This is a genomic window from Rhizobium sp. Root149 (assembly GCF_001427345.1).
GTDB classification, from domain to species: domain Bacteria; phylum Pseudomonadota; class Alphaproteobacteria; order Rhizobiales; family Rhizobiaceae; genus Neorhizobium; species Neorhizobium rhizoryzae.
Map to the genome: position 1 here is coordinate 76,304 of NZ_LMGD01000001.1, position 19,203 is coordinate 95,506.

General features: G+C 56.3%; 19 protein-coding genes and 3 tRNA genes. 14 read left to right on the forward strand and 8 right to left on the reverse strand.

Annotated features, from left to right (window positions below):
- Positions 1–353: 353 nt before the first annotated feature.
- Together ASD54_RS00355 and ASD54_RS00360 are read right to left on the reverse strand one after the other, a co-directional pair.
- Positions 354–430 (reverse strand) — tRNA-Asp (locus tag ASD54_RS00355).
- A gap of 24 nt (positions 431–454) precedes the next feature.
- A tRNA-Asp gene (locus ASD54_RS00360) sits at positions 455–531 on the reverse strand.
- A 335-nt stretch (positions 532–866) separates the two neighbouring features.
- Between ASD54_RS00360 and ASD54_RS00365 the strand changes: the two genes are divergently transcribed.
- Positions 867–942: transfer RNA gene (locus ASD54_RS00365), tRNA-Val, on the forward strand.
- Positions 943–1,067: 125 nt separating this feature from the next.
- On the opposite strand, the gene ASD54_RS00370 is transcribed toward ASD54_RS00365, so the two are convergent.
- Together ASD54_RS00370 and ASD54_RS00375 are read right to left on the reverse strand one after the other, a co-directional pair.
- On the reverse strand, positions 1,068–2,087 hold the full coding sequence (locus ASD54_RS00370; RefSeq protein ID WP_062552635.1) for an NAD-dependent epimerase: 1,020 nt from the start codon (positions 2,085–2,087) through the stop codon (positions 1,068–1,070).
- Positions 2,088–2,203: 116 nt separating this feature from the next.
- Entirely contained in the window at positions 2,204–3,454 is a 1,251-nt protein-coding gene (locus ASD54_RS00375) for a GGDEF domain-containing protein (RefSeq protein ID WP_062552636.1), read from the reverse strand.
- A gap of 242 nt (positions 3,455–3,696) precedes the next feature.
- Here ASD54_RS00375 and clpP point away from each other — a divergent pair, with 242 nt between their 5' ends.
- From clpP to ASD54_RS00400, 5 genes are all read left to right on the forward strand, one after another.
- Complete coding sequence (gene clpP / locus ASD54_RS00380; protein WP_062552637.1) at positions 3,697–4,329, forward strand: ATP-dependent Clp endopeptidase proteolytic subunit ClpP; 633 nt, start codon at positions 3,697–3,699, stop codon at positions 4,327–4,329.
- Positions 4,330–4,615: 286 nt separating this feature from the next.
- The gene (gene clpX, locus ASD54_RS00385) at positions 4,616–5,893 is read left to right on the forward strand and encodes an ATP-dependent Clp protease ATP-binding subunit ClpX (protein WP_062552638.1); all 1,278 of its coding nucleotides are present in this window, start codon (positions 4,616–4,618) and stop codon (positions 5,891–5,893) included.
- A gap of 351 nt (positions 5,894–6,244) precedes the next feature.
- On the forward strand, positions 6,245–8,665 hold the full coding sequence (lon, locus tag ASD54_RS00390) for an endopeptidase La (protein ID WP_062552639.1): 2,421 nt from the start codon (positions 6,245–6,247) through the stop codon (positions 8,663–8,665).
- A gap of 188 nt (positions 8,666–8,853) precedes the next feature.
- The gene (gene hupB / locus ASD54_RS00395) at positions 8,854–9,129 is read left to right on the forward strand and encodes a DNA-binding protein HupB (protein ID WP_062552640.1); all 276 of its coding nucleotides are present in this window, start codon (positions 8,854–8,856) and stop codon (positions 9,127–9,129) included.
- A 153-nt stretch (positions 9,130–9,282) separates the two neighbouring features.
- Positions 9,283–10,179 (forward strand): DMT family transporter, encoded by an 897-nt coding sequence (locus tag ASD54_RS00400; protein ID WP_062552641.1) that lies wholly within the window; start codon positions 9,283–9,285, stop codon positions 10,177–10,179.
- Here the strand turns inward: ASD54_RS00400 and ASD54_RS00405 are convergent, their stop codons facing one another.
- Positions 10,180–10,524: a cupin domain-containing protein gene (locus tag ASD54_RS00405; RefSeq protein WP_062552642.1), complete on the reverse strand. Its 345-nt coding sequence runs from the start codon at positions 10,522–10,524 to the stop codon at positions 10,180–10,182.
- A gap of 7 nt (positions 10,525–10,531) precedes the next feature.
- Entirely contained in the window at positions 10,532–11,815 is a 1,284-nt protein-coding gene (locus ASD54_RS00410; RefSeq protein ID WP_062552643.1) for an O-acetylhomoserine aminocarboxypropyltransferase, read from the reverse strand.
- Between the two features lie 238 nt (positions 11,816–12,053).
- Between ASD54_RS00410 and ASD54_RS00415 the strand changes: the two genes are divergently transcribed.
- A complete protein-coding gene (locus tag ASD54_RS00415) occupies positions 12,054–12,476 on the forward strand; it encodes a DUF6455 family protein (RefSeq protein ID WP_062552644.1) in 423 nt (140 codons plus the stop codon).
- Positions 12,477–12,505: 29 nt separating this feature from the next.
- Here ASD54_RS00415 and ASD54_RS00420 read toward each other — a convergent pair whose 3' ends face one another.
- A complete protein-coding gene (locus ASD54_RS00420) occupies positions 12,506–12,949 on the reverse strand; it encodes a CoA-binding protein (RefSeq protein WP_062552645.1) in 444 nt (147 codons plus the stop codon).
- 90 nt (positions 12,950–13,039) lie between these two features.
- Between ASD54_RS00420 and ASD54_RS00425 the strand changes: the two genes are divergently transcribed.
- The 7 genes from ASD54_RS00425 to ASD54_RS00455 all read left to right on the forward strand — a co-directional run bounded on the left by ASD54_RS00425 (position 13,040) and on the right by ASD54_RS00455 (position 18,020).
- Positions 13,040–13,390, forward strand: a complete 351-nt coding sequence (locus tag ASD54_RS00425; RefSeq protein ID WP_062552646.1) for a hypothetical protein — start codon at positions 13,040–13,042, stop codon at positions 13,388–13,390.
- Positions 13,391–13,654: 264 nt separating this feature from the next.
- Positions 13,655–14,119 carry a 50S ribosomal protein L13 gene (gene rplM / locus ASD54_RS00430; RefSeq protein ID WP_062552647.1) on the forward strand — a complete coding sequence of 155 codons (465 nt, stop codon included), beginning with the start codon at positions 13,655–13,657 and terminating at the stop codon, positions 14,117–14,119.
- A gap of 2 nt (positions 14,120–14,121) precedes the next feature.
- Positions 14,122–14,589 (forward strand): 30S ribosomal protein S9, encoded by a 468-nt coding sequence (gene rpsI, locus ASD54_RS00435; RefSeq protein WP_062552648.1) that lies wholly within the window; start codon positions 14,122–14,124, stop codon positions 14,587–14,589.
- Between the two features lie 149 nt (positions 14,590–14,738).
- Positions 14,739–15,086, forward strand: a complete 348-nt coding sequence (locus ASD54_RS00440; protein ID WP_062552649.1) for an antibiotic biosynthesis monooxygenase — start codon at positions 14,739–14,741, stop codon at positions 15,084–15,086.
- A 4-nt stretch (positions 15,087–15,090) separates the two neighbouring features.
- Entirely contained in the window at positions 15,091–16,050 is a 960-nt protein-coding gene (gene speB, locus ASD54_RS00445; protein ID WP_062552650.1) for an agmatinase, read from the forward strand.
- A gap of 63 nt (positions 16,051–16,113) precedes the next feature.
- Positions 16,114–17,046, forward strand: coding sequence for an N-acetyl-gamma-glutamyl-phosphate reductase (argC, locus tag ASD54_RS00450; protein WP_062552651.1), 933 nt, complete (start codon positions 16,114–16,116; stop codon positions 17,044–17,046).
- Positions 17,047–17,195: 149 nt separating this feature from the next.
- Positions 17,196–18,020: a class III extradiol ring-cleavage dioxygenase gene (locus tag ASD54_RS00455; RefSeq protein WP_062552652.1), complete on the forward strand. Its 825-nt coding sequence runs from the start codon at positions 17,196–17,198 to the stop codon at positions 18,018–18,020.
- Positions 18,021–18,030: 10 nt separating this feature from the next.
- On the opposite strand, the gene ASD54_RS00460 is transcribed toward ASD54_RS00455, so the two are convergent.
- On the reverse strand, positions 18,031–19,122 hold the full coding sequence (locus ASD54_RS00460; protein WP_062552653.1) for a COX15/CtaA family protein: 1,092 nt from the start codon (positions 19,120–19,122) through the stop codon (positions 18,031–18,033).
- Positions 19,123–19,203 lie beyond the last annotated feature (81 nt).

Genomic DNA, 19,203 nt, shown 5'->3' on the forward strand with positions numbered 1-19,203 from the left:
GCATTGCAACAAGGCGTGACTAGCGCAGGCGGAAGCCGCGCGCAAGACCTTTGAATCAAGCTTCCCGCACCAAAATGGTACAAATCCATCTGCATGTTAACATCAAGGGAAGATGACGCAAATGATGAGACCTGAGAATCCTGTTGATCGGCCTTTTATCACCGTCAGATAATGAGGCATTGTCGTGAAAGCAACGGATCAGCGAAACCTGAGGGCGATAGGTCCGTTCGAGAACAAAACGACGGCCTTGCGACGCCGGGTCGCATCGAAGGAAAACGAGTGGGATACCGCCCAATGGGAAACAGAGGAACCCATTTGAGTTCCGCACTGTTCCAAAGCAATTTGAATTAGAATGGCGCGAGTGACGGGGCTCGAACCCGCGACCTCCGGCGTGACAGGCCGGCACTCTAACCGACTGAGCTACACCCGCGCATTGTTTCGTTTTTGACTGGAATGGCGCGAGTGACGGGGCTCGAACCCGCGACCTCCGGCGTGACAGGCCGGCACTCTAACCGACTGAGCTACACCCGCATTCTTCCAGACAAGGGAGAAACCCCCGTCACCAACCGGCAGCGCCAGTCGATGACCGGCTCTCTAAGGCGTTCGTTCTGAGGTGTCAAGCAGGTTTCAAGACAATTCGGTGACGAATGTTCGTTTCTTTTCAACAGGCCCCCTCTTCAGCATAAGCCCCTGTGGAAGACGAAAAAAACTTTGAGGCTAAAACCCCGCAGTTTCAGGGCTTTTGAGAAACCCGCCTCTCTCGTCGTCCAAAAAAATCAAAAAAACTTCGCAAACGCTCTTGCGGTTTTTTTCGGATCTGAATACATCACGGCCACCGACGCAGCGGACACGAGCCGCGGACGTCAGGGCGATTAGCTCAGTTGGTAGAGCGCTTCGTTTACACCGAAGATGTCGGGAGTTCGAGTCTCTCATCGCCCACCATTAATTCCCCTTGTCTTAGGTCATCTCTTGCGGTCGCCAGGTACTGGTGTCTGTTTCGAGTCTTTCGGCTGTCGCCCTGCGCGGCATGTTCTGCCGCGCGCGTGTCGGAAAGACTTGAACCTCATTCAAAGCTGTAATTCGCGACTGTGCGTCACGTACCAATCCACGAAGGCGGCGACGCCCGCATTCAGGTCGATTTCAGGCTTTTTACCTGTCAACGCCACCAGCAGATCCGGTGACGCATAGGTTCGCGGCACATCCCCCTGCTGCATTGGTAGCATTTTGCGCTTGGCCTTCCTGCCCAGCACGGATTCGATGGTTTCGATGAAATCCAGGACGCTGACGGGCTGACCACCGCCAATATTCACGACTCGAAACGGCCCCTGATGCGAGAGAGTATCCCGCACCCCGTTTGCCGTAACCCGATTCCCCTCCGCGGGAACCACGTGCGACAGATCGATTATACCGCTGACGAGATCGTCGATGTAGGTGAAGTCGCGACTCATCCGCCCCTCCCCGTAGATTTCGATTTCTCTGTCTTCCAGTATCGCCTTCACGAACTTGAAAAGCGCCATATCAGGCCTCCCCCATGGCCCGTAGACAGTGAAGAACCTGAAGGCGGTGATCGGTAAGCGATGCAGATGCGCATAGGTGTGCGCCATCAGTTCCATGCTTTTCTTCGTCGCTGCGTAAAAACTCAGCGGTTCGTCAGTCTTGTCGCTTTCTGAAAACGGGATTGATTCGTTCGCGCCATAGACCGACGATGTCGAAGCCAGCATGAGGTGCCGAACACCCACCTCTCGCGCGAGTTCAAGGACGTTCCAGGATCCGAGCAGGTTTGAATCCAAATAGGCGCGAGGGTTTTCAAGGCTGTAGCGAACGCCGGCCTGGGCCGCGAGGTGGATCATCACATCAGGTTGGCCGTGGTCGCACGCACTGTACAACGTTTCACGATCCTCAAGCATGCCGATGACCGGACGGAAGGACGGAAATTGCGCCAGTGCGGCGTGGCGACCTTCCTTGAGCTTGAGATTATAATAGGGTGTCAAACCATCGAAGCCGGTCACCCGATGCCCATCCTCCAACAGACGGCGTGCAAGATGGAAACCGATAAACCCGGCCGTACCCGTTACAAGATAGTGCATGTGTGAAAAAGCTTCCCGTTAATCGGCCGGGATAAGAGTACAATCATTGCTGCAAAGCAACAGTCCGGGTTGGCACCTCTCCTTGGCAGCTTGCTAAAGTTGGTCTGACACGGCCTTCATTGAGCGCCTGCGGTGCGGTGAGAGAGCGATATTGCGGTATTCAGTTGAAGTGGTTTGCCGGATCTTGCGTCCTCTCCGCGTTGATTCGTGACGCAGGAAATATTCAGGCCATCGTGCAGCGCAGTCCGGTTTCGTCCGGCATTCTTGGCAAAATAGAGCGCCTTGTCGGCGCGGGACAGCATTTCGTCCAGGATAATTGGAATCGGCCCGCCAGCAATTGCAATGCCTGCGCTGGCCGTCGCAGATAGAAGAGTCCCTTGTTCCGTTGCAATCTGCTGTCTCATGAAGGTCAGGCGAATCGCTTCCGCCAGGCCTACTGCCTCCGCACGACTTCCAATTGGCACGACACAGGCGAATTCCTCACCGCCCATTCGCCCAAACTCGCCTCGCAGACCTATGCACGATTGGGCGGTGGCGCAAAACTCGGCCAGCACCCGATCACCTGTCATATGACCGCTTTGGTCGTTGATCTGTTTGAAATTATCGAGGTCAAACAGGATGAGTGCGAGTTGAGTGCGTTGGCTGGCAACGTGTTGCCGCACTATGTCAAAGCGCTGCAGGAAGCCGCGTCGGTTCAAAACGCCCGTGAGAGGATCGGTGACAGCAGCTCTTTCAAGTCGCTCCTCGGATTTCACCATCAACATTCTCGCCCCGAGCATCAGCCCCGCCACCAGACATATGATATTGCCCACCGAAGACATAAGCAGGTTGGGCATCTGCGCGAAGGCGACCGGCTTGCTGACCAGAACCTGGACGCCCATGTTGATCATGATCAGCGACTGGCAACAAGCGACCAGCGCGAACACACGCCGCACGTAAGGAACTGGCCTCTGGCCAGTGAGAAGGAGATAGGCAAGTATCAGGTATCCTGCGGCCGAAGCCCATTGTATCAGCGCCGATCGTAGCCAGAAGTACGGATAGATTTGCGGCAAGCATACGACAATCGGATAGAGCAAAGCAGGAACGAGGAGCCACACCCGCGCCTTCAATCCATCATAGACGCAAACGCCTAGTCCCCAGCAGGCAATGCCGAGAAGAATCAGCTCGTTGCCGAGAACGATGGATGCGAAGTCCGGTATGATACCACGCAGGCCGACGAGACATACGCCAATCCCATGACAGGCAAAACCGAGTCCCCACAGCCCCATGACGGTGTGGCTTCGATTGTGCAGCCATGCTGCGATCAGTAAAAACGCGAGCGTAAGCGCTTCTGCTGCCCACAGAAGCATGCCTGTCATCGCATCCATAGTCATCATCCTGCGTGATTGTTGCCGCAGTTTATGCAGGGCAGAGCTTAAAACCTCGTTTCGGTTGTGATCTGTTTGCTAACGATCACGCTATAGAAGAGGTGAAAACTACAAGCAGTTAAGGATATCCGGTACGGAGTCTTGAAGTACCCGGCTTTCACACTCTATGTAGGGATGAGACCAAATCAGAGACGATTCCGGGCGGAAACGCCGTCGGGCGCCGGATGAGACAAAGGAACACCATGAGAAATCCAGTTGATACCGCTATGGCCTTGGTGCCGATGGTCGTCGAGCAGACCAACCGCGGCGAGCGCTCCTACGATATCTACTCGCGTTTGCTGAAAGAGCGGATCATCTTCCTGACAGGCCCTGTCGAAGATCATATGGCGTCTCTGGTCTGCGCGCAGTTGCTCTTCCTGGAAGCGGAAAATCCGAAAAAGGAAATTGCGCTCTACATCAACTCGCCGGGTGGCGTTGTGACCGCCGGTATGTCGATCTACGACACGATGCAATTCATCAAGCCAGCTGTTTCCACGCTTTGTATCGGTCAGGCTGCGTCTATGGGCTCGCTGCTGCTGGCTGCTGGCGAGAAGGGCATGCGTTTTGCCATGCCAAACTCCCGTATCATGGTTCATCAGCCATCCGGTGGCTTCCAGGGCCAGGCATCTGACATCGAGCGCCATGCTCGCGACATATTGAAGATGAAAAAGCGTTTGAACGACGTGTACGTGAAGCATACCGGCCGTACATACGAAGAAGTGGAAAAGACGCTGGATCGTGACCACTTCATGGATAGCGACGAAGCGCTCGAATGGGGCGTTGTGGACAAGATCCTCACCACGCGCCTGGAACTGGAAGGTGGCTCTGCCTCTTAAGGCAAAGCTGTAGTCGACAAAGTGTTACCCCGTATTCGACCGCAACGGGGTTTCAACTGACGACGAACGCGGTAATAATATCTATTAATGCTGTGTTGAATTATTATGACATAGCATGCGGTATTGAAGGGGTTGCGTTGCCACCGCATCAGGGACCGTTAAGTTCCTGTTCGGTAGAGTGCCCCAGAAACGGGTTGGCGTGGCTCTTAGCACGAGAGCCGGCCCACCGGCATAGGAACTCTCCGAGCCTGGGGACAGGCGATCGGTGTGCTGGAAGGAAAGTGATATGAGCAAGGTCAGCGGCAGCAACGGCGGCGACTCGAAAAACACGTTGTATTGTTCCTTCTGCGGCAAAAGCCAGCACGAGGTCCGCAAGCTGATTGCCGGACCGACCGTGTTCATCTGCGATGAATGCGTTGAACTGTGCATGGATATCATCCGCGAAGAGAACAAGAGCTCAATGGTGAAGTCCCGTGATGGCGTTCCGACGCCGCAGGACATCATCAAGGTTCTGGATGAATACGTCATCGGTCAGCAGCAGGCGAAAAAGATCCTGTCCGTAGCCGTCCACAACCACTACAAGCGCCTGGCGCACGCTTCAAAGAACGGCGATGTGGAACTGGCGAAGTCCAACATCATGCTTGTCGGCCCAACCGGATGCGGCAAGACCTACCTCGCCCAGACGCTCGCGCGAATCATCGACGTGCCATTCACCATGGCTGACGCAACGACGTTGACGGAAGCTGGCTATGTTGGTGAAGATGTCGAAAACATCATTCTGAAACTGCTTCAAGCTGCCGACTACAATGTCGAGCGGGCACAGCGCGGAATCGTCTATATCGACGAAGTCGACAAGATTTCGCGCAAGTCTGACAACCCGTCGATAACGCGAGACGTGTCGGGCGAAGGCGTTCAGCAGGCCCTCCTGAAGATCATGGAAGGCACTGTTGCATCCGTTCCACCTCAGGGCGGCCGCAAGCATCCTCAGCAGGAATTCCTGCAGGTTGATACGACAAACATTCTCTTCATCTGCGGCGGCGCATTTGCTGGTCTGGACAAGATCATTTCGGCGCGTGGCGAGAAGACCTCTATCGGTTTCGCTGCGACCGTGAAGGCGCCGGATGACCGCCGCGTAGGCGAGGTTCTGCGCGAACTGGAACCAGAAGATCTGGTGAAGTTCGGCCTTATTCCGGAATTCATTGGCCGTCTGCCGGTTCTGGCGACGCTGGAAGATCTGGACGAGGATGCTCTGATCCAGATCCTGTCCGAGCCGAAGAACGCTCTGGTAAAGCAGTATCAGCGTCTGTTCGAGATGGAAGATGTCGAACTGACCTTCCACGAAGATGCGCTCCGCGAGATTGCTCGTCGGGCCATCATTCGCAAGACCGGGGCGCGCGGTTTGCGCTCGATCATGGAAAAGATCCTGCTGGACACCATGTTCGAACTTCCTGCGCTGGAAGGCGTTCGCGAGGTCGTTATCTCTGAAGAGGTCGTCCGCGGTACGGCGCGTCCGCTTTACATCTACGCCGACCGTCAGGAAGAAAAGGCAAACGTCTCAGCCTGATCTTACTTCGATTTGCGAGGGGGCCTGCTGGCCCCTTCGCTATCTTTAACACCCGCGCAGGGTTCAATCCCGTCGAGGGTGGGGCGATAGGTGTCGGAGCGTTGCTTCCTGACCGGCCCGAACGATCAGGAGCGTTGGCCAGAACTTCATGGCACTGCTGGCTCCTGATTCTGTATGCTGAAATCAGTCACGCGTAAGCATCCGGCCCTATGCTCGACCTTTCCACAGCCGCCTCGCGGATAGCTGTGCAAGGCTTGAAAACTGCGTCCGGAACCTCCACTTTGGAGAAGACAGAAAGTCCAGCCTTTAACTGGACGGCTCCCGGAAACGGGAAGAGTGAAAGGAAATGTTATGACGAATACAGCGTCGGCGCATCAGGACGGAAGTATTTATCCGGTTCTGCCTCTGCGCGATATTGTGGTTTTCCCCCACATGATCGTACCTCTGTTCGTCGGGCGCGAGAAATCCATTCGCGCACTGGAAGAGGTTATGGGTTCTGACAAGCAGATCATGCTCGTCACCCAGATCAATGCGGGTGATGACGACCCGGATCCTTCCGCCATCCATAAGGTTGGTACAGTCGCGAACGTGCTGCAACTGCTGAAGCTACCCGACGGCACCGTAAAGGTTCTGGTCGAGGGCCGGGCGCGTGCAGAGATTTCGGATTACACCGCCCGTGAAGAATTTTATGAGGCGCAGGCCTCCGTTCTCAGCGAACCCGTCGAGGATCCGGTTGAAGTCGAAGCCCTTGCACGCTCTGTGGTTTCGGAATTCGAAAACTACGTGAAGCTGAACAAGAAGATTTCTCCGGAAGTCGTCGGTGCGGCTAGCCAGATCGAAGATTATTCGAAATTGGCGGACACTGTTGCATCCCACCTCTCCATCAAGATCACCGAGAAGCAGGAAATGCTAGAAATGGTGAGCGTGAAGATGCGTCTCGAAAAGGCGCTCGGCTTCATGGAAGGCGAGATCTCGGTGCTTCAGGTCGAGAAGCGCATTCGTTCGCGCGTCAAGCGCCAGATGGAAAAGACGCAGCGCGAATATTACCTGAACGAACAGATGAAGGCGATCCAGAAGGAACTCGGCGACGGCGAAGACGGCCGTGACGAGATGGCCGAACTGGAAGAGCGCATCAACAAAACCAAGCTCTCCAAGGAGGCCCGCGAGAAGGCGGATGCTGAACTGAAGAAGCTGCGCCAGATGAGCCCGATGTCTGCGGAAGCGACGGTAGTTCGCAACTACCTCGATTGGCTGCTGACGATTCCGTGGAACAAGAAGTCGAAGGTCAAGATCGATCTGCACAATGCGGAAAAGATCCTGGATCAGGACCATTTTGGTCTCGACAAGGTCAAGGAGCGTATCGTCGAGTATCTCGCCGTGCAGGCCCGCGCGACCAAGATCAAGGGGCCAATCCTGTGCCTCGTCGGTCCTCCGGGCGTCGGCAAAACCTCGCTCGCACAGTCGATCGCCAAGGCGACCGGCCGCGAATATGTGCGCATGGCGCTGGGCGGCGTGCGGGACGAGGCCGAGATTCGTGGTCACCGCCGCACCTATATCGGCTCCATGCCGGGCAAGGTCGTGCAGTCGATGAAGAAGGCAAAACGGTCGAACCCGCTCTTCCTGCTCGACGAGATCGACAAGATGGGCATGGACTTCCGTGGCGATCCATCATCGGCTCTTCTGGAAGTGCTCGATCCGGCTCAGAACTCCACCTTCATGGATCACTACCTGGAAGTGGAATATGACCTTTCTGACGTGATGTTCATCACGACCGCGAACACGCTGAATATCCCTGCCCCGCTCATGGACCGCATGGAGATCATCCGGATCGCCGGTTACACGGAAGATGAGAAGCGCGAGATCGCGAAGCGCCACCTTCTGCCGAAGTCAATCAAGGAGCACGCGTTGAAGCCGGAAGAGTTTTCCGTCAGCGACGACGCCCTGACCGCGATCATTCAGCAGTACACCCGTGAAGCCGGTGTCCGTAACTTCGAACGTGAACTGATGAAACTCGCACGTAAGGCCGTGACGGAGATCATCAAGGGCAACACGAAGACCGTCGAGGTCACCGCCGCGAACATTCACGATTATCTCGGCGTTCCGCGGTTCCGCCACGGTGAAGCTGAGCGTGAAGATCAGGTCGGTGTCGTGACAGGCCTTGCCTGGACCGAGGTCGGAGGCGAATTGCTGACGATCGAAGGCGTCATGATGCCGGGTAAGGGTCGCATGACCGTAACCGGCAACCTGAAGGACGTGATGAAGGAATCGATTTCTGCGGCGGCATCCTATGTCCGTTCGCGTGCCGTCGATTTTGGAATCAAGCCGCCGCTCTTCGACAAGTCGGATATCCATGTTCACGTGCCGGAAGGTGCAACGCCGAAAGACGGTCCGTCCGCTGGTATCGCAATGGCAACTGCCATCGTGTCCATCATGACGGGAATTCCGATCTCCAAGGATGTCGCCATGACGGGGGAAGTCACCCTGCGTGGTCGGGTTCTGCCCATCGGTGGTCTGAAGGAAAAGCTTCTCGCTGCACTGCGCGGTGGCATCAAGAAGGTTCTGATCCCGGAAGAGAACGCGAAGGATCTGGCGGATATCCCGGACAACGTGAAGAACAACATGGAGATCATCCCTGTATCGCGGATGGGTGAGGTTCTGGAGCATGCGCTCCTGCGCAAACCGGAGCCGATTGAATGGGATGGAACGGTTGAAACGACGGTCATTGCTGCTGTTGACGGCAGCGACGATACGGGTGCGACTGTCGCTCATTGAGCATCATAGGGTGTAGATTATGCACCTCTTGTGGAAAAAGGCCGGTATTTCACCGGCCTTTTTTGTGAAAACTGCTGAGAGCCCCTTGTTTTTCAGGCAATCGCAGAGCTTTTGGTTGGGCGAAGGGCGGCATGAATCGTTGCCCCGACTAGGTCCATTTGTGTGAAACCATTGAAAGGGGTGGAAACATGAACAAGAACGAATTGGTATCCGCCGTTGCTGAAAAGGCTGGTCTGTCCAAGGCAGACGCCGCATCGGCTGTTGACGCAGTTCTCGATGCCGTTCAGGCTGAACTGAAGAACGGTGGCGATGTTCGTCTCGCAGGCTTCGGTAGCTTTTCCGTATCGCGCCGCGAAGCTTCGAAGGGCCGTAATCCATCGACCGGCGCTGAAGTTGATATCCCGGCTCGTAACGTTCCGAAGTTCTCGGCCGGCAAGGGCCTGAAGGACGCCGTCAACAGCTAAGGCTATTTAGCATGCGTTTTCCGAAGCGCAGCTGTTTTGAAGATCCAAGCCCGGCCATCGTGCCGGGCTTTCCATTTGATGGCGAACCGTTGACTTGTTATCGGTGTGATCCGGGGTCGACAGTTGCGGCCAGCAGTAACGACGGATATCTCCATGAACGCGCACCAGCCGAAAAGCCTGATCCGCTCTCCTGCCATACTGGGCGCGCTCTTCATGATCCTGGCAGGGATTGTGTTTGCAGCGATCAATGTTCTGACCCAATGGCTGGCCATGGTACTGCACTTTCCAGCCTCCTCCATGGCGTTCTGGCAATATGCCATTGCAACAGCCTTCTCCCTGCCCTTGCTGATGAAGCTTGGAATCAGGGCAATGCGAACGCGCCATCCGATCCGTCACCTGCTTCGCGTCGTCCTGGCCGCTCTGGGAGTTCAGGCCTGGGCCTACGGTCTGGTGACTGTCCCGATCTGGCAGGCGATTGCCCTTGTCATGACGTCGCCCTTCTTCGTCATCATCGGCGCCCGTCTGTTTCTGGGCGAGACTGTTGGTCTGCACCGTTGGTCGGCAACCGCAATCGGCTTTACAGGCGCTATGATCATTCTACAGCCTTGGGCAGACAGCTTTTCAGCAACCGCGCTCCTACCCGTTCTGGCTGCTCTGCTCTGGGGCGGTTCATCCCTGATCATGAAGAACCTGACGCATCATGAACCGGCCGAGACCGTCACGATCTGGTTGTTCGTGCTGCTGACACCCATCAATGCCGCTCTTGCCTTTGGTACCGGCTTTGCTCTGCCGCAGGCCTCAACGCTTTGGCTACTCGTTCTGGCGGGCTTCTTGACCGCTATCGGACAATATCTACTCACGCTCGCTTACAGCGTTGCCGACGCCGCTTACGTGCAGCCGTTCGATGACCTGAAGTTGCCGCTCAACGTGCTCGCTGGCTGGGTCGTGTTTGGTTATGCGCCGAGCGGGTATCTGTGGCTGGGCGCACTGCTTATTCTGGGGGCGTCGTTGTCGCTGATGCTGAAAGAGGCACGGCAGCAGCAGCGGTGATCACAGTCGAATCACGTAGTCCTTGCGAGTCGTTTCAATGACTTCCCAGGTTCCCTTGAACCCTGGTCTGAGGATCAGCCTGTCGCCCGCCTTGAGATGAATAGGCGCGCCACCATCTGGGGTCACGACCGACTGGCCTTCAAGAACATGGAAATACTCCCATTCGTCATAAAGAATACGCCATTTGCCGGGAGTTGATTCCCAAATCCCGGCATAGACGCCGCCATCCGCCTCTTCAACATTCCATGTCCGGAACCGCGGCTCACCGGAAATCAGCCGATCAGGCGCTGGCGCGCCCTCCTCCGGCTCAATGGATGCAATATCAAAGCGGACGACGTCGTTCATCTTATCCTCATACCTTCGAGAGCGACTGCTCGAGATCGGCGATGATATCCTTCAGATCCTCGATGCCAATCGACAAGCGCACGACGTCCGGCCCTGCCCCGGCAGCCGTCTGCTGTTCGGGCGTCAATTGTCGATGGGTCGTTGAAGCGGGGTGAATGACCAGCGAACGTGTGTCGCCGATATTGGCCAGATGCGAAAAAAGCTTCAACCCTTCCACAAACGTCTTGCCAGCCTCATAGCCGCCCTTCAGGCCGAAGGTGAAGACCGCGCCGGCGCCAGATGGTGAATAGCGTTGCTGCAGACCATGATTCGCATCATCCTCCAGTCCGGCATAGGAAACCCAGGAAACTTTCTCGTGCTTTTTAAGCCACTTCGCCACCGCCAGGGCATTGTCGCAATGCCTTTGCATACGAAGCGGAAGCGTCTCGATACCGGTCAGCAGCATGAAGCAGTTGAAGGGTGAAATCGCAGGTCCAAGATCGCGCAGGCCAAGAACGCGGCAAGCGATGGCAAAAGCGAAATTGCCGAACGTCTGATGCAGCACGACACCGGCATATTCAGGCCGCGGCTCGGACAACATCGGATAACGTCCTGATGCGGTCCAGTCGAAGGTGCCTCCGTCCACGATGATGCCACCCATCGAATTGCCATGCCCGCCGAGGAACTTGGTCAGGGAATGCACGACGATATCGGCTCCGTGCTCAAGGGGACGAACCAGATAGGGGCTAGCCATAGTGTTATCCACGATCAATGGAAGGCCATGCTTCTGAGCGACTTCTGCAATCGCCGCAATGTCCACAAAGGTGCCGCCAGGATTGGCAAGACTCTCGATAAAGATCGCCTGCGTGTTCTCGTCGACTTGCGCGGAGAAGGTTTGCGGATCTGCAGGGTCTGCCCAACGTACGTCCCAGCCAAAATTCTTGAAGGCGTGTCCGAACTGGTTGATGGAGCCTCCGTAGAGACGGCGTGCAGCGACAAAATTGCTCCCGGGCTTCATGATCGTATGAAAAACGAGCATCTGCGCTGCGTGGCCCGAAGCGACGGCAAGAGCCGCGGTGCCGCCTTCCAAGGCAGCAACCTTCTCCTCCAGTACCGCCTGAGTGGGATTCATAATTCGCGTATAGATGTTTCCGAACTGCTGCAGTCCGAAAAGAGCCGCGGCATGATCGGCACTTTCGAAGACGTAGGACGCTGTCTGGTAGATAGGCGTCACTCGGGCGCCTGTGGCCGGATCAGGCTTTGCGCCTGCATGAATTGCAAGTGTGGAAAAGCCCGGATTGTCGGTTGTCATAGTGGTTCCTCCCTTGAACGAATACCGCCGTGTTCGGCTGACTGAGGCACACTATAGACAGCGCCATGCTCCGGCGACAAACCGCCAAACGCCATAAACCGGACTGAATTGAGAAATTCTTTGCGCGGTTCGACGCTGCAGACGGAACTGCTGCTTCCCCGATAAGGACTTGATCCGGATCAAGGTGGCTGCTCACAGACGTGCCACACTGCGAGCCGGATCGTCAGGAGGCATCAGCATGGCTATGAACGAAGCATCGGGAAGTTTCGCAGCGCGCTTGTCGCATCTCTACGGAAATATTCGCAACTGTTTCCAAACCTTATCGGATTTGGATGAGCTGGGACCGGAGCTCCAGAGCGAAATTGCAGCAGATCTGGGTATAGACCGTCACCGGCTGCTGGAGCTGAACCGCCTGGCCGCGAATGGCGCGGAAGAAATGGAACGGTTGATGCAGGCCCTGCATATCGATCCGGTCGAGGTGCGCCTTCTGTCACCGAACCAGTTCCGCGAGATGCAGTCGAATTGCTCGCACTGCGCGTCGAAGGAGCAATGCCGACACGACCTTGGCATGCATCAGGCACCGGAAAACTTTGCCGCATACTGCGTGAACGCAGGCGAGATGAACGCGCTTCGGGTACAGCCGGATTTGCTGGTGGACTAGCGCCCCCGAACCTCTCGACCCGTGTCGGTTCAATGCACCGGATGGTGCCCGAGCAGTCGAGGATATTCGATTGCCGGACACCGATCCATGACAACCTGCACACCCGCTTGCTCTGCCCGCGCCGCCGAACTTTCTTCCCTCACGCCCAACTGGGTCCAGAGGACTTTTGGGCGCGGAGAAAGCGCAAGCGCTTCATCGACAACTTCAGCCAGATATTCCGAGGCACGAAACACATCGATCATGTCGATCCGTTCGGCAATATCGCCCAGGTGACCATACACCTTCTGGCCAAGAATCATCTTGCCAGCCTGACCCGGATTGACGGGAATGACGTGGTACCCCTTGGAGAGCAAGAAGCCCATTACGCCATGGCTGGGTCGGCTAGGGTTGGGAGACGCCCCCACGAGAGCGATTGATTTAACGGATTTCAAGATGTCCGTCAGATAGCCGTCGTCATAGAAATTGTGATCCATCGCGTGATCCTCCAAAGCATCAGTTCATGCTCTTGGCTGAGAAACAGTTTGCGCTATTTAGGTTCCGCAAGGCTTAAAAGGAAAGATCAAATGCAAGGTCACTATTTGATTGCCGCAAGCGCCGCGTTTTCCATCATCGCAAGCAGCCAGCCAGCGGCCGCTATCTCACGGTATAACTCGACATCCATGACCTGCGCGGCAGCACAGGAGCGTATTGCACGCGAAGGCGCAGTTATCTTCCGCTACCCCGGAAGGACGGGGGTGACGCTCTATGATCGCTACGTTTCGAGCGACCGCTATTGTGCCGGTGGCGAGTATGCGAAGTCCGATAGCATTCCGACCAAGGATGTCCGCAACTGCCCTGTCCGTCAGTGCGAAATGCGCCCTTCCCCCGGGGACTGCGACAGTTTTCTGGACGAAGGATGTTTTGGTTGGCGATAAACCACGGTCTCATGCAACAGTTTCGGTTGATTTTTGTGGTATCATAGAACCACAATTCTAACCCATTGATTTTTATCGTTTTATTTCCAGACCGCCAATTGCAGCTATCTTGACGATAGCGGCATCTGTCCCTATAAGCCGCCGCAGGTCGTGAAAGCGTGACTTTCCTGCCCTGTTGGCCTGCTCGCGGGTCAAAACCAAGCAACAAGAAACGCCCGAGATGAGGTTTCCTCGCTACGGGATCATGAAAAGAAGAGAGCACATATGTCTACCTTCGTACAGAAGCCCGCTGAGGTGGAGAAGAAGTGGGTGCTGATCGACGCCGAAGGCCTCGTTGTCGGACGCCTCGCCACCATCATCGCAAACCATCTTCGCGGCAAGCATAAGGCTACCTACACGCCTCACGTCGACGACGGCGACAACGTCATCGTCATCAACGCTGAGAAGGTCGTCTTCACCGGCAAGAAGTACTCCGACAAGAAGTACTACTGGCACACCGGTTATCCGGGCGGCATCAAGGAGCGCACTGCACGCGCCATCATCGAAGGCCGCTTCCCTGAGCGTGTTCTCGAGAAGGCTGTTGAGCGCATGATCCCGCGCGGCCCGCTCGGACGTCGCCAGATGAAGAACCTGCGCGTTTATGCTGGCTCCAACCATCCGCATGAAGCACAGCAGCCGGTCACGCTCGATGTGGCCAAGCTCAGCAACAAGAACACAAGGAGCGCCTAAGCATGGCTGACCTTTCTTCCCTGAAGGACCTCGGCGTCGCTGGTCAGGCTTCCGCTCCGGCACGTGAGCGCAAGGTTGATGCACAGGGCCGTTCCTATGCTACCGGCAAGCGCAAGAACGCCGTTGCCCGCGTATGGGTCAAGGCTGGTTCCGGCAAGATCATTGTCAACGGCAAGGACTATTCGGCATACTTCGCACGTCCGGTTCTGCAGATGATCCTGCAGCAGCCGATCGTTGCAGCTGCCCGCAATGGCCAGTTCGACATTATCGCAACCGTTGCTGGCGGTGGCCTTTCCGGTCAGGCCGGTGCCGTTCGTCACGGTATCTCTAAGGCTCTCACCTACTTCGAACCAGGCCTGCGCTCGGTTCTGAAGAAGGGTGGCTTCCTGACCCGCGACAGCCGCGTTGTCGAGCGTAAGAAGTACGGTAAGGCTAAGGCCCGCCGTTCGTTCCAGTTCTCGAAGCGCTAATCGCTTCTGCTGGATACTGGATTGGAAAGGCGGGGCTTCGGCTCCGCCTTTTTTCGTTATGGCTTCATCAATAATTCAGGCTTGTCCGGAGAAGCCATCTGGGCATCATCAGGCATCGTTTTGAACGAGGCTTCTAACGGGAGATCACTATGTCAGCGGAACCGAAAGATCGTTTCGCAGCGCTGCCAAAGCCACCCTATTTCGTGGTGGCTTTCAGTTCTCATCGAACTGTTGGTGATTGCGGATACGCAGACATGGCCCAGACCATGCTGGATCTTGCCGAGCAGCAACCGGGCTATCTCGGCTATGAGAGCGTGCGCGGCGCTGACGGATTTGGGATAGCCAATTCCTACTGGATCGATGAGGCCAGCATCATCGCGTGGAAACAAGTGGTAGACCACCTTGCCGCGCAGGAACAGGGCCGGAGGGACTGGTATGAACGTTATGAGGTTCGGATCGCCCTTGTGCAGCGCGCCTATGGCTTTGTGAAGGATTGATCCCATGGCTTCGAAATCCATCGATAACGCTTTTATGGCAAAAACAATACGTGGTGCCGCTACCGATCCCACCTATGCGGGCGCCCTGTCCTTCATGCGACGCCGGTACACCAAAAGTCTCGAGGCTGTCGATGCAGTCATTCTCGGCATTCCGTTTGACGCCGCTGTTTCCAACAGACCGGGCGCCCGCTTTGGCCCGCAGGCGATCCGTCGCGCATCGGCGATCTTCGACAATGACCCCCAATATCCGTTTGCGCGGGATCTGTTCGAGCAGATGGCAGTCATCGATTACGGCGACGTGCTTTTCGACTACGGGAATCATCAAGAGACGCCTGCCCTCATCGAACAGGAAGCGGCGCACATCCTTTCCTCGAATGCCTATCTAATGTCGCTGGGTGGCGATCATTTCGTGACCTGGCCCTTGCTGAAAGCGCATGCTGCAAGACACGGCCCGCTGGCGCTCGTGCATTTTGATGCGCATCAGGATACGTGGGATGATGACGGAAAGCGCATCGATCATGGCTCGTTTGTGTGCAGAGCCGTCCGCGAGGGCGTCATCGATCCTGCCCGCTCTATCCAGATTGGCATAAGAACCGAAGCTCCGGACGATTTCGGCATTCGGATCATCCACGGCTACGAAATCGAGGATCTGGGTGCACAGGCCATTGCAGACATGATCGTCTCCCATGTCGGCGAAGCACCCTGCTATCTCACTTTTGACATTGATTGCCTTGACCCGGCGTTTGCGCCTGGCACCGGCACGCCCGTCGCAGGCGGCCCCTCCTCCGCAAAGATGCTATCGGTTCTCCGGAAACTCGGCCCGCTCGACATTCGCGGCTCGGATATCGTGGAAGTGGCGCCTGCCTACGACCATGCGGATATCACCGCCATTGCCGGTGCGACGGTAGCCATGTATATGCTGGGTTTGCGTGCCGAACGACTGGCACGGTCGTTAACAAAATGAATCAACCGGCGGATATACTGATTCCGCCTGCACCCGTAACCCATTGAAAATCTGGACAAGGACATGAGCGCGAAAATCTTCATCGACGGCGAACACGGCACAACGGGACTGCAGATCCGCACCCGCATGGCTGGTCGCCGCGACGTGGAACTCCTGTCCATTCCCGAAGCGGAACGTCGCAACGCTGCCATGCGCGAGGATCTGCTCAATAGTGCGGACATCGCCATCCTTTGCCTGCCTGACGATGCATCTCGCGAGGCTGTTGCGATGCTGAGCGGCAATAACAAGGTTCGGATCATCGACACCTCGACGGCGTATCGCGTTGCCGAGGACTGGGCCTACGGCTTTGCCGAAATGGATAGCGCCCAGAGAAGCAAGATCCAGTCCGCGCGGCTCGTGGCCAATCCGGGTTGCTATCCAACCGGCGCGATTGCGCTCATTCGTCCGTTGCGGGCCGCAGGTCTTCTGCCAGACGGCTATCCTGTGAGCGTGAATGCCGTTTCCGGCTATACGGGCGGTGGCAAGCAGATGATTGCCCAGATGGAAGACCAGACGCGCGACGATGCCATTTCGGCCAATAACTTCCTTTATGGTCTGACCCTCAAGCATAAGCATGTGCCTGAGATGAAGATCCACGGCCTGCTTGACCGCGCGCCATTGTTCTCGCCGTCCGTCGGACGTTTCCCACAGGGAATGATCGTTCAGGTACCGCTTTTCCTGGATGACCTGAAACAGGGTGCAACGGTCGAAAGCATCCATGCCGCTCTGGTAGACCATTATGTCGGCCAGAACATTGTCAGCGTGGTTCCGCTTGAAGAGAGCAGCAAGCTGGGCCGTATCGACGCCGAGGAACTGGCCGGACAGGACACGATGAAGCTGTTCGTGTTTGGAACAGCGGGCGGCGCGCATGTCAATCTCGTCGCGCTTCTCGACAATCTTGGCAAAGGCGCCTCCGGAGCAGCGGTCCAGAACATGGATCTGATGCTCTCGGCATAAGTTTTCGCTGTTGACTTGAAGAAAGCTGTCGCCGCGAGGTGGCAGCTTTTTTATTGTTCAATTTTACTGAACGAATTGTCGGTATGCGTCTAGCTATGCGATGATCTTGCCGACTGATACGCCTTCTATAAGAGCTTTCGGAGGCGCTGATGTCGCACAAACTTCCAGTTTATTTCATTCCGCACGGCGGTGGGCCCTGGCCATTCATGGAATTTCCTAAAAACAATGAGGGAAAAGGACCATGGGATGATCTCGGTGCCTTCTTACGCAATCTTGCGGACGATGTCGGCAGGCGCCCGAAGGCAGTTCTGGTTATATCGGGTCACTGGGAGAATGAGCCGGTTCCAACTCTGAGCACCGCTTCCAAACCCGGCATGCTGTTCGACTATTACAACTTTCCAGCCCATACATACCAACTAAGCTATCCGGCCCCCGGATCTCCTGAACTTGCCGTGCGCGCTCGTAAACTGCTTTCAGATGCCGGTATTGAATCAGCAGAAGATGAAGCCAGAGGGTTTGATCACGGCGTCTTCATCCCCTTCATGCTGATCTATCCGAAGGCGGATGTACCGATCACGATGATCTCACTCAAGAATACGCTGGATGCGCCAAGCCATCTGGAGATCGGCAAGGCGCTTGAGCCGCTACGTGATGAAGGTGTCCTGATCATCGCGTCGGGAATGACCTATCATAACATGCCAATGTTCCGGAAAGCGGATCCGGAACATGTCGCGCAAGCTTCGCGATTCGACGCCTGGCTCGCCGAGGTCATTGAGGAAACAGATTCAGAAAACAGGGCAGCTCGCTTGTCGCACTGGGACAAGAACCCTGATGCGCTCGCCTGTCATGTGCCGGACCACGATCATCTTGTTCCGCTTTTTGTCGCGGCGGGTGCGGCCGGGAGCGATACCGGAAAACGGATATTCACGACCGAATTCCTCGGCAAGCCTTATTCCGCCTATCGCTTCGGCTGAACGTTAAGGATCAGGCTGAAACAACCTGATCCTTCGGGAATTCGCCGTAGAAGCCACGCCAGTGAGTGATAGCATAGCCCAGCACAACGAGACCGCCGGCCTGATGCAAAAGCCCCATCTCAATGGGTACATGCAGGAGCAAAGTCGTAACGCCGATGGCGGCCTGAAGACAGACCAGTCCGAACAGAACGATGGCACCCTTCGCATGCGTCGTTCCGGGTGTCAGTCGGATGGACTGAATCATATGAACCAGAGTCAATGCGAGAAGCACGTAGGCGCCGCAGCGATGGACGAACTGCACTGTCTTCGGGTTCTCAAACAGGTTGATCCACCATGGGTTCTGCACGAAGAGGTCAGGCGGGATGATCGCGCCATCCATCAACGGCCAGGTGTTATAGGTAAAGCCAGCGTCGAGACCTGCCACCAGTGCACCCAGGTAGATCTGGAACAGAGCGAGAAAAGCCAACCCGCCTGCAGCCAGATGTGAATGTGCAGTTGGTGGCCGGTCTACCTGTTGCGGCGTCAGGCCGCGCATGATCCATACACAGGCCGAGAAGATCATGCAGGCGATTGTCAGATGGGTAGCAAGCCGGTACTGCGACACATCGGTTCGCACTGATAGACCGGAAGACACCATCCACCAGCCGACAAAACCTTGAAAGCCGCCCAGGGCCAGAAGACCAACCAGCGGCAGACGCAGGCGCTTTTCGACACGACCGCTTAGCCAGAAAAACAGGAGCGGCAGGCCGAAAACCAGTCCGACCGCACGGGCCAGCAAACGGTGAGCCCATTCCCACCAGAAGATGGACTTGAACTCATCCAGCGCCATGCCCTTGTTGATCTGCTGGTACTCGGGAATCTGCTTGTAGAGCTGAAACTCCTCCTCCCAGTCTGCAACGCTCAAGGGCGGAATGACGCCGTGAATGGGTTTCCATTCAGTGATCGAGAGACCGGAATCCGTCAGCCGGGTTGCTCCGCCAACCAGAACGAGGCAGAACAGCGTTGCAATGACCGTTTTCAGCCACCATCTCAGCGCGGTTCGATTGGTCTCGACGCGCCCTACTGGCGCCTGCATCACTTCCGTCGTCTGCGACGTCGCCATGAGATCTCCTGACATTCGTCAACATGGTTATTGGGCGTTGATTTGCCCTACCCTTCGGTGCAAAACAAGTCCTCGCCCTTT

Bases quoted from the DNA above. Each gene is read 5' to 3' on its own strand.
- ASD54_RS00370 (WP_062552635.1), bottom strand. From the start codon at position 2,087: ATGCACTATCTTGTAACGGGTACGGCCGGGTTTATCGGTTTCCATCTT.
- ASD54_RS00375 (WP_062552636.1), bottom strand. From the start codon at position 3,454: ATGGATGCGATGACAGGCATGCTTCTGTGGGCAGCAGAAGCGCTTACG.
- clpP (WP_062552637.1), top strand. From the start codon at position 3,697: ATGAGAAATCCAGTTGATACCGCTATGGCCTTGGTGCCGATGGTCGTC.
- clpX (WP_062552638.1), top strand. From the start codon at position 4,616: ATGAGCAAGGTCAGCGGCAGCAACGGCGGCGACTCGAAAAACACGTTG.
- lon (WP_062552639.1), top strand. From the start codon at position 6,245: ATGACGAATACAGCGTCGGCGCATCAGGACGGAAGTATTTATCCGGTT.
- hupB (WP_062552640.1), top strand. From the start codon at position 8,854: ATGAACAAGAACGAATTGGTATCCGCCGTTGCTGAAAAGGCTGGTCTG.
- ASD54_RS00400 (WP_062552641.1), top strand. From the start codon at position 9,283: ATGAACGCGCACCAGCCGAAAAGCCTGATCCGCTCTCCTGCCATACTG.
- ASD54_RS00405 (WP_062552642.1), bottom strand. From the start codon at position 10,524: ATGAACGACGTCGTCCGCTTTGATATTGCATCCATTGAGCCGGAGGAG.
- ASD54_RS00410 (WP_062552643.1), bottom strand. From the start codon at position 11,815: ATGACAACCGACAATCCGGGCTTTTCCACACTTGCAATTCATGCAGGC.
- ASD54_RS00415 (WP_062552644.1), top strand. From the start codon at position 12,054: ATGGCTATGAACGAAGCATCGGGAAGTTTCGCAGCGCGCTTGTCGCAT.
- ASD54_RS00420 (WP_062552645.1), bottom strand. From the start codon at position 12,949: ATGGATCACAATTTCTATGACGACGGCTATCTGACGGACATCTTGAAA.
- ASD54_RS00425 (WP_062552646.1), top strand. From the start codon at position 13,040: ATGCAAGGTCACTATTTGATTGCCGCAAGCGCCGCGTTTTCCATCATC.
- rplM (WP_062552647.1), top strand. From the start codon at position 13,655: ATGTCTACCTTCGTACAGAAGCCCGCTGAGGTGGAGAAGAAGTGGGTG.
- rpsI (WP_062552648.1), top strand. From the start codon at position 14,122: ATGGCTGACCTTTCTTCCCTGAAGGACCTCGGCGTCGCTGGTCAGGCT.
- ASD54_RS00440 (WP_062552649.1), top strand. From the start codon at position 14,739: ATGTCAGCGGAACCGAAAGATCGTTTCGCAGCGCTGCCAAAGCCACCC.
- speB (WP_062552650.1), top strand. From the start codon at position 15,091: ATGGCTTCGAAATCCATCGATAACGCTTTTATGGCAAAAACAATACGT.
- argC (WP_062552651.1), top strand. From the start codon at position 16,114: ATGAGCGCGAAAATCTTCATCGACGGCGAACACGGCACAACGGGACTG.
- ASD54_RS00455 (WP_062552652.1), top strand. From the start codon at position 17,196: ATGTCGCACAAACTTCCAGTTTATTTCATTCCGCACGGCGGTGGGCCC.
- ASD54_RS00460 (WP_062552653.1), bottom strand. From the start codon at position 19,122: ATGGCGACGTCGCAGACGACGGAAGTGATGCAGGCGCCAGTAGGGCGC.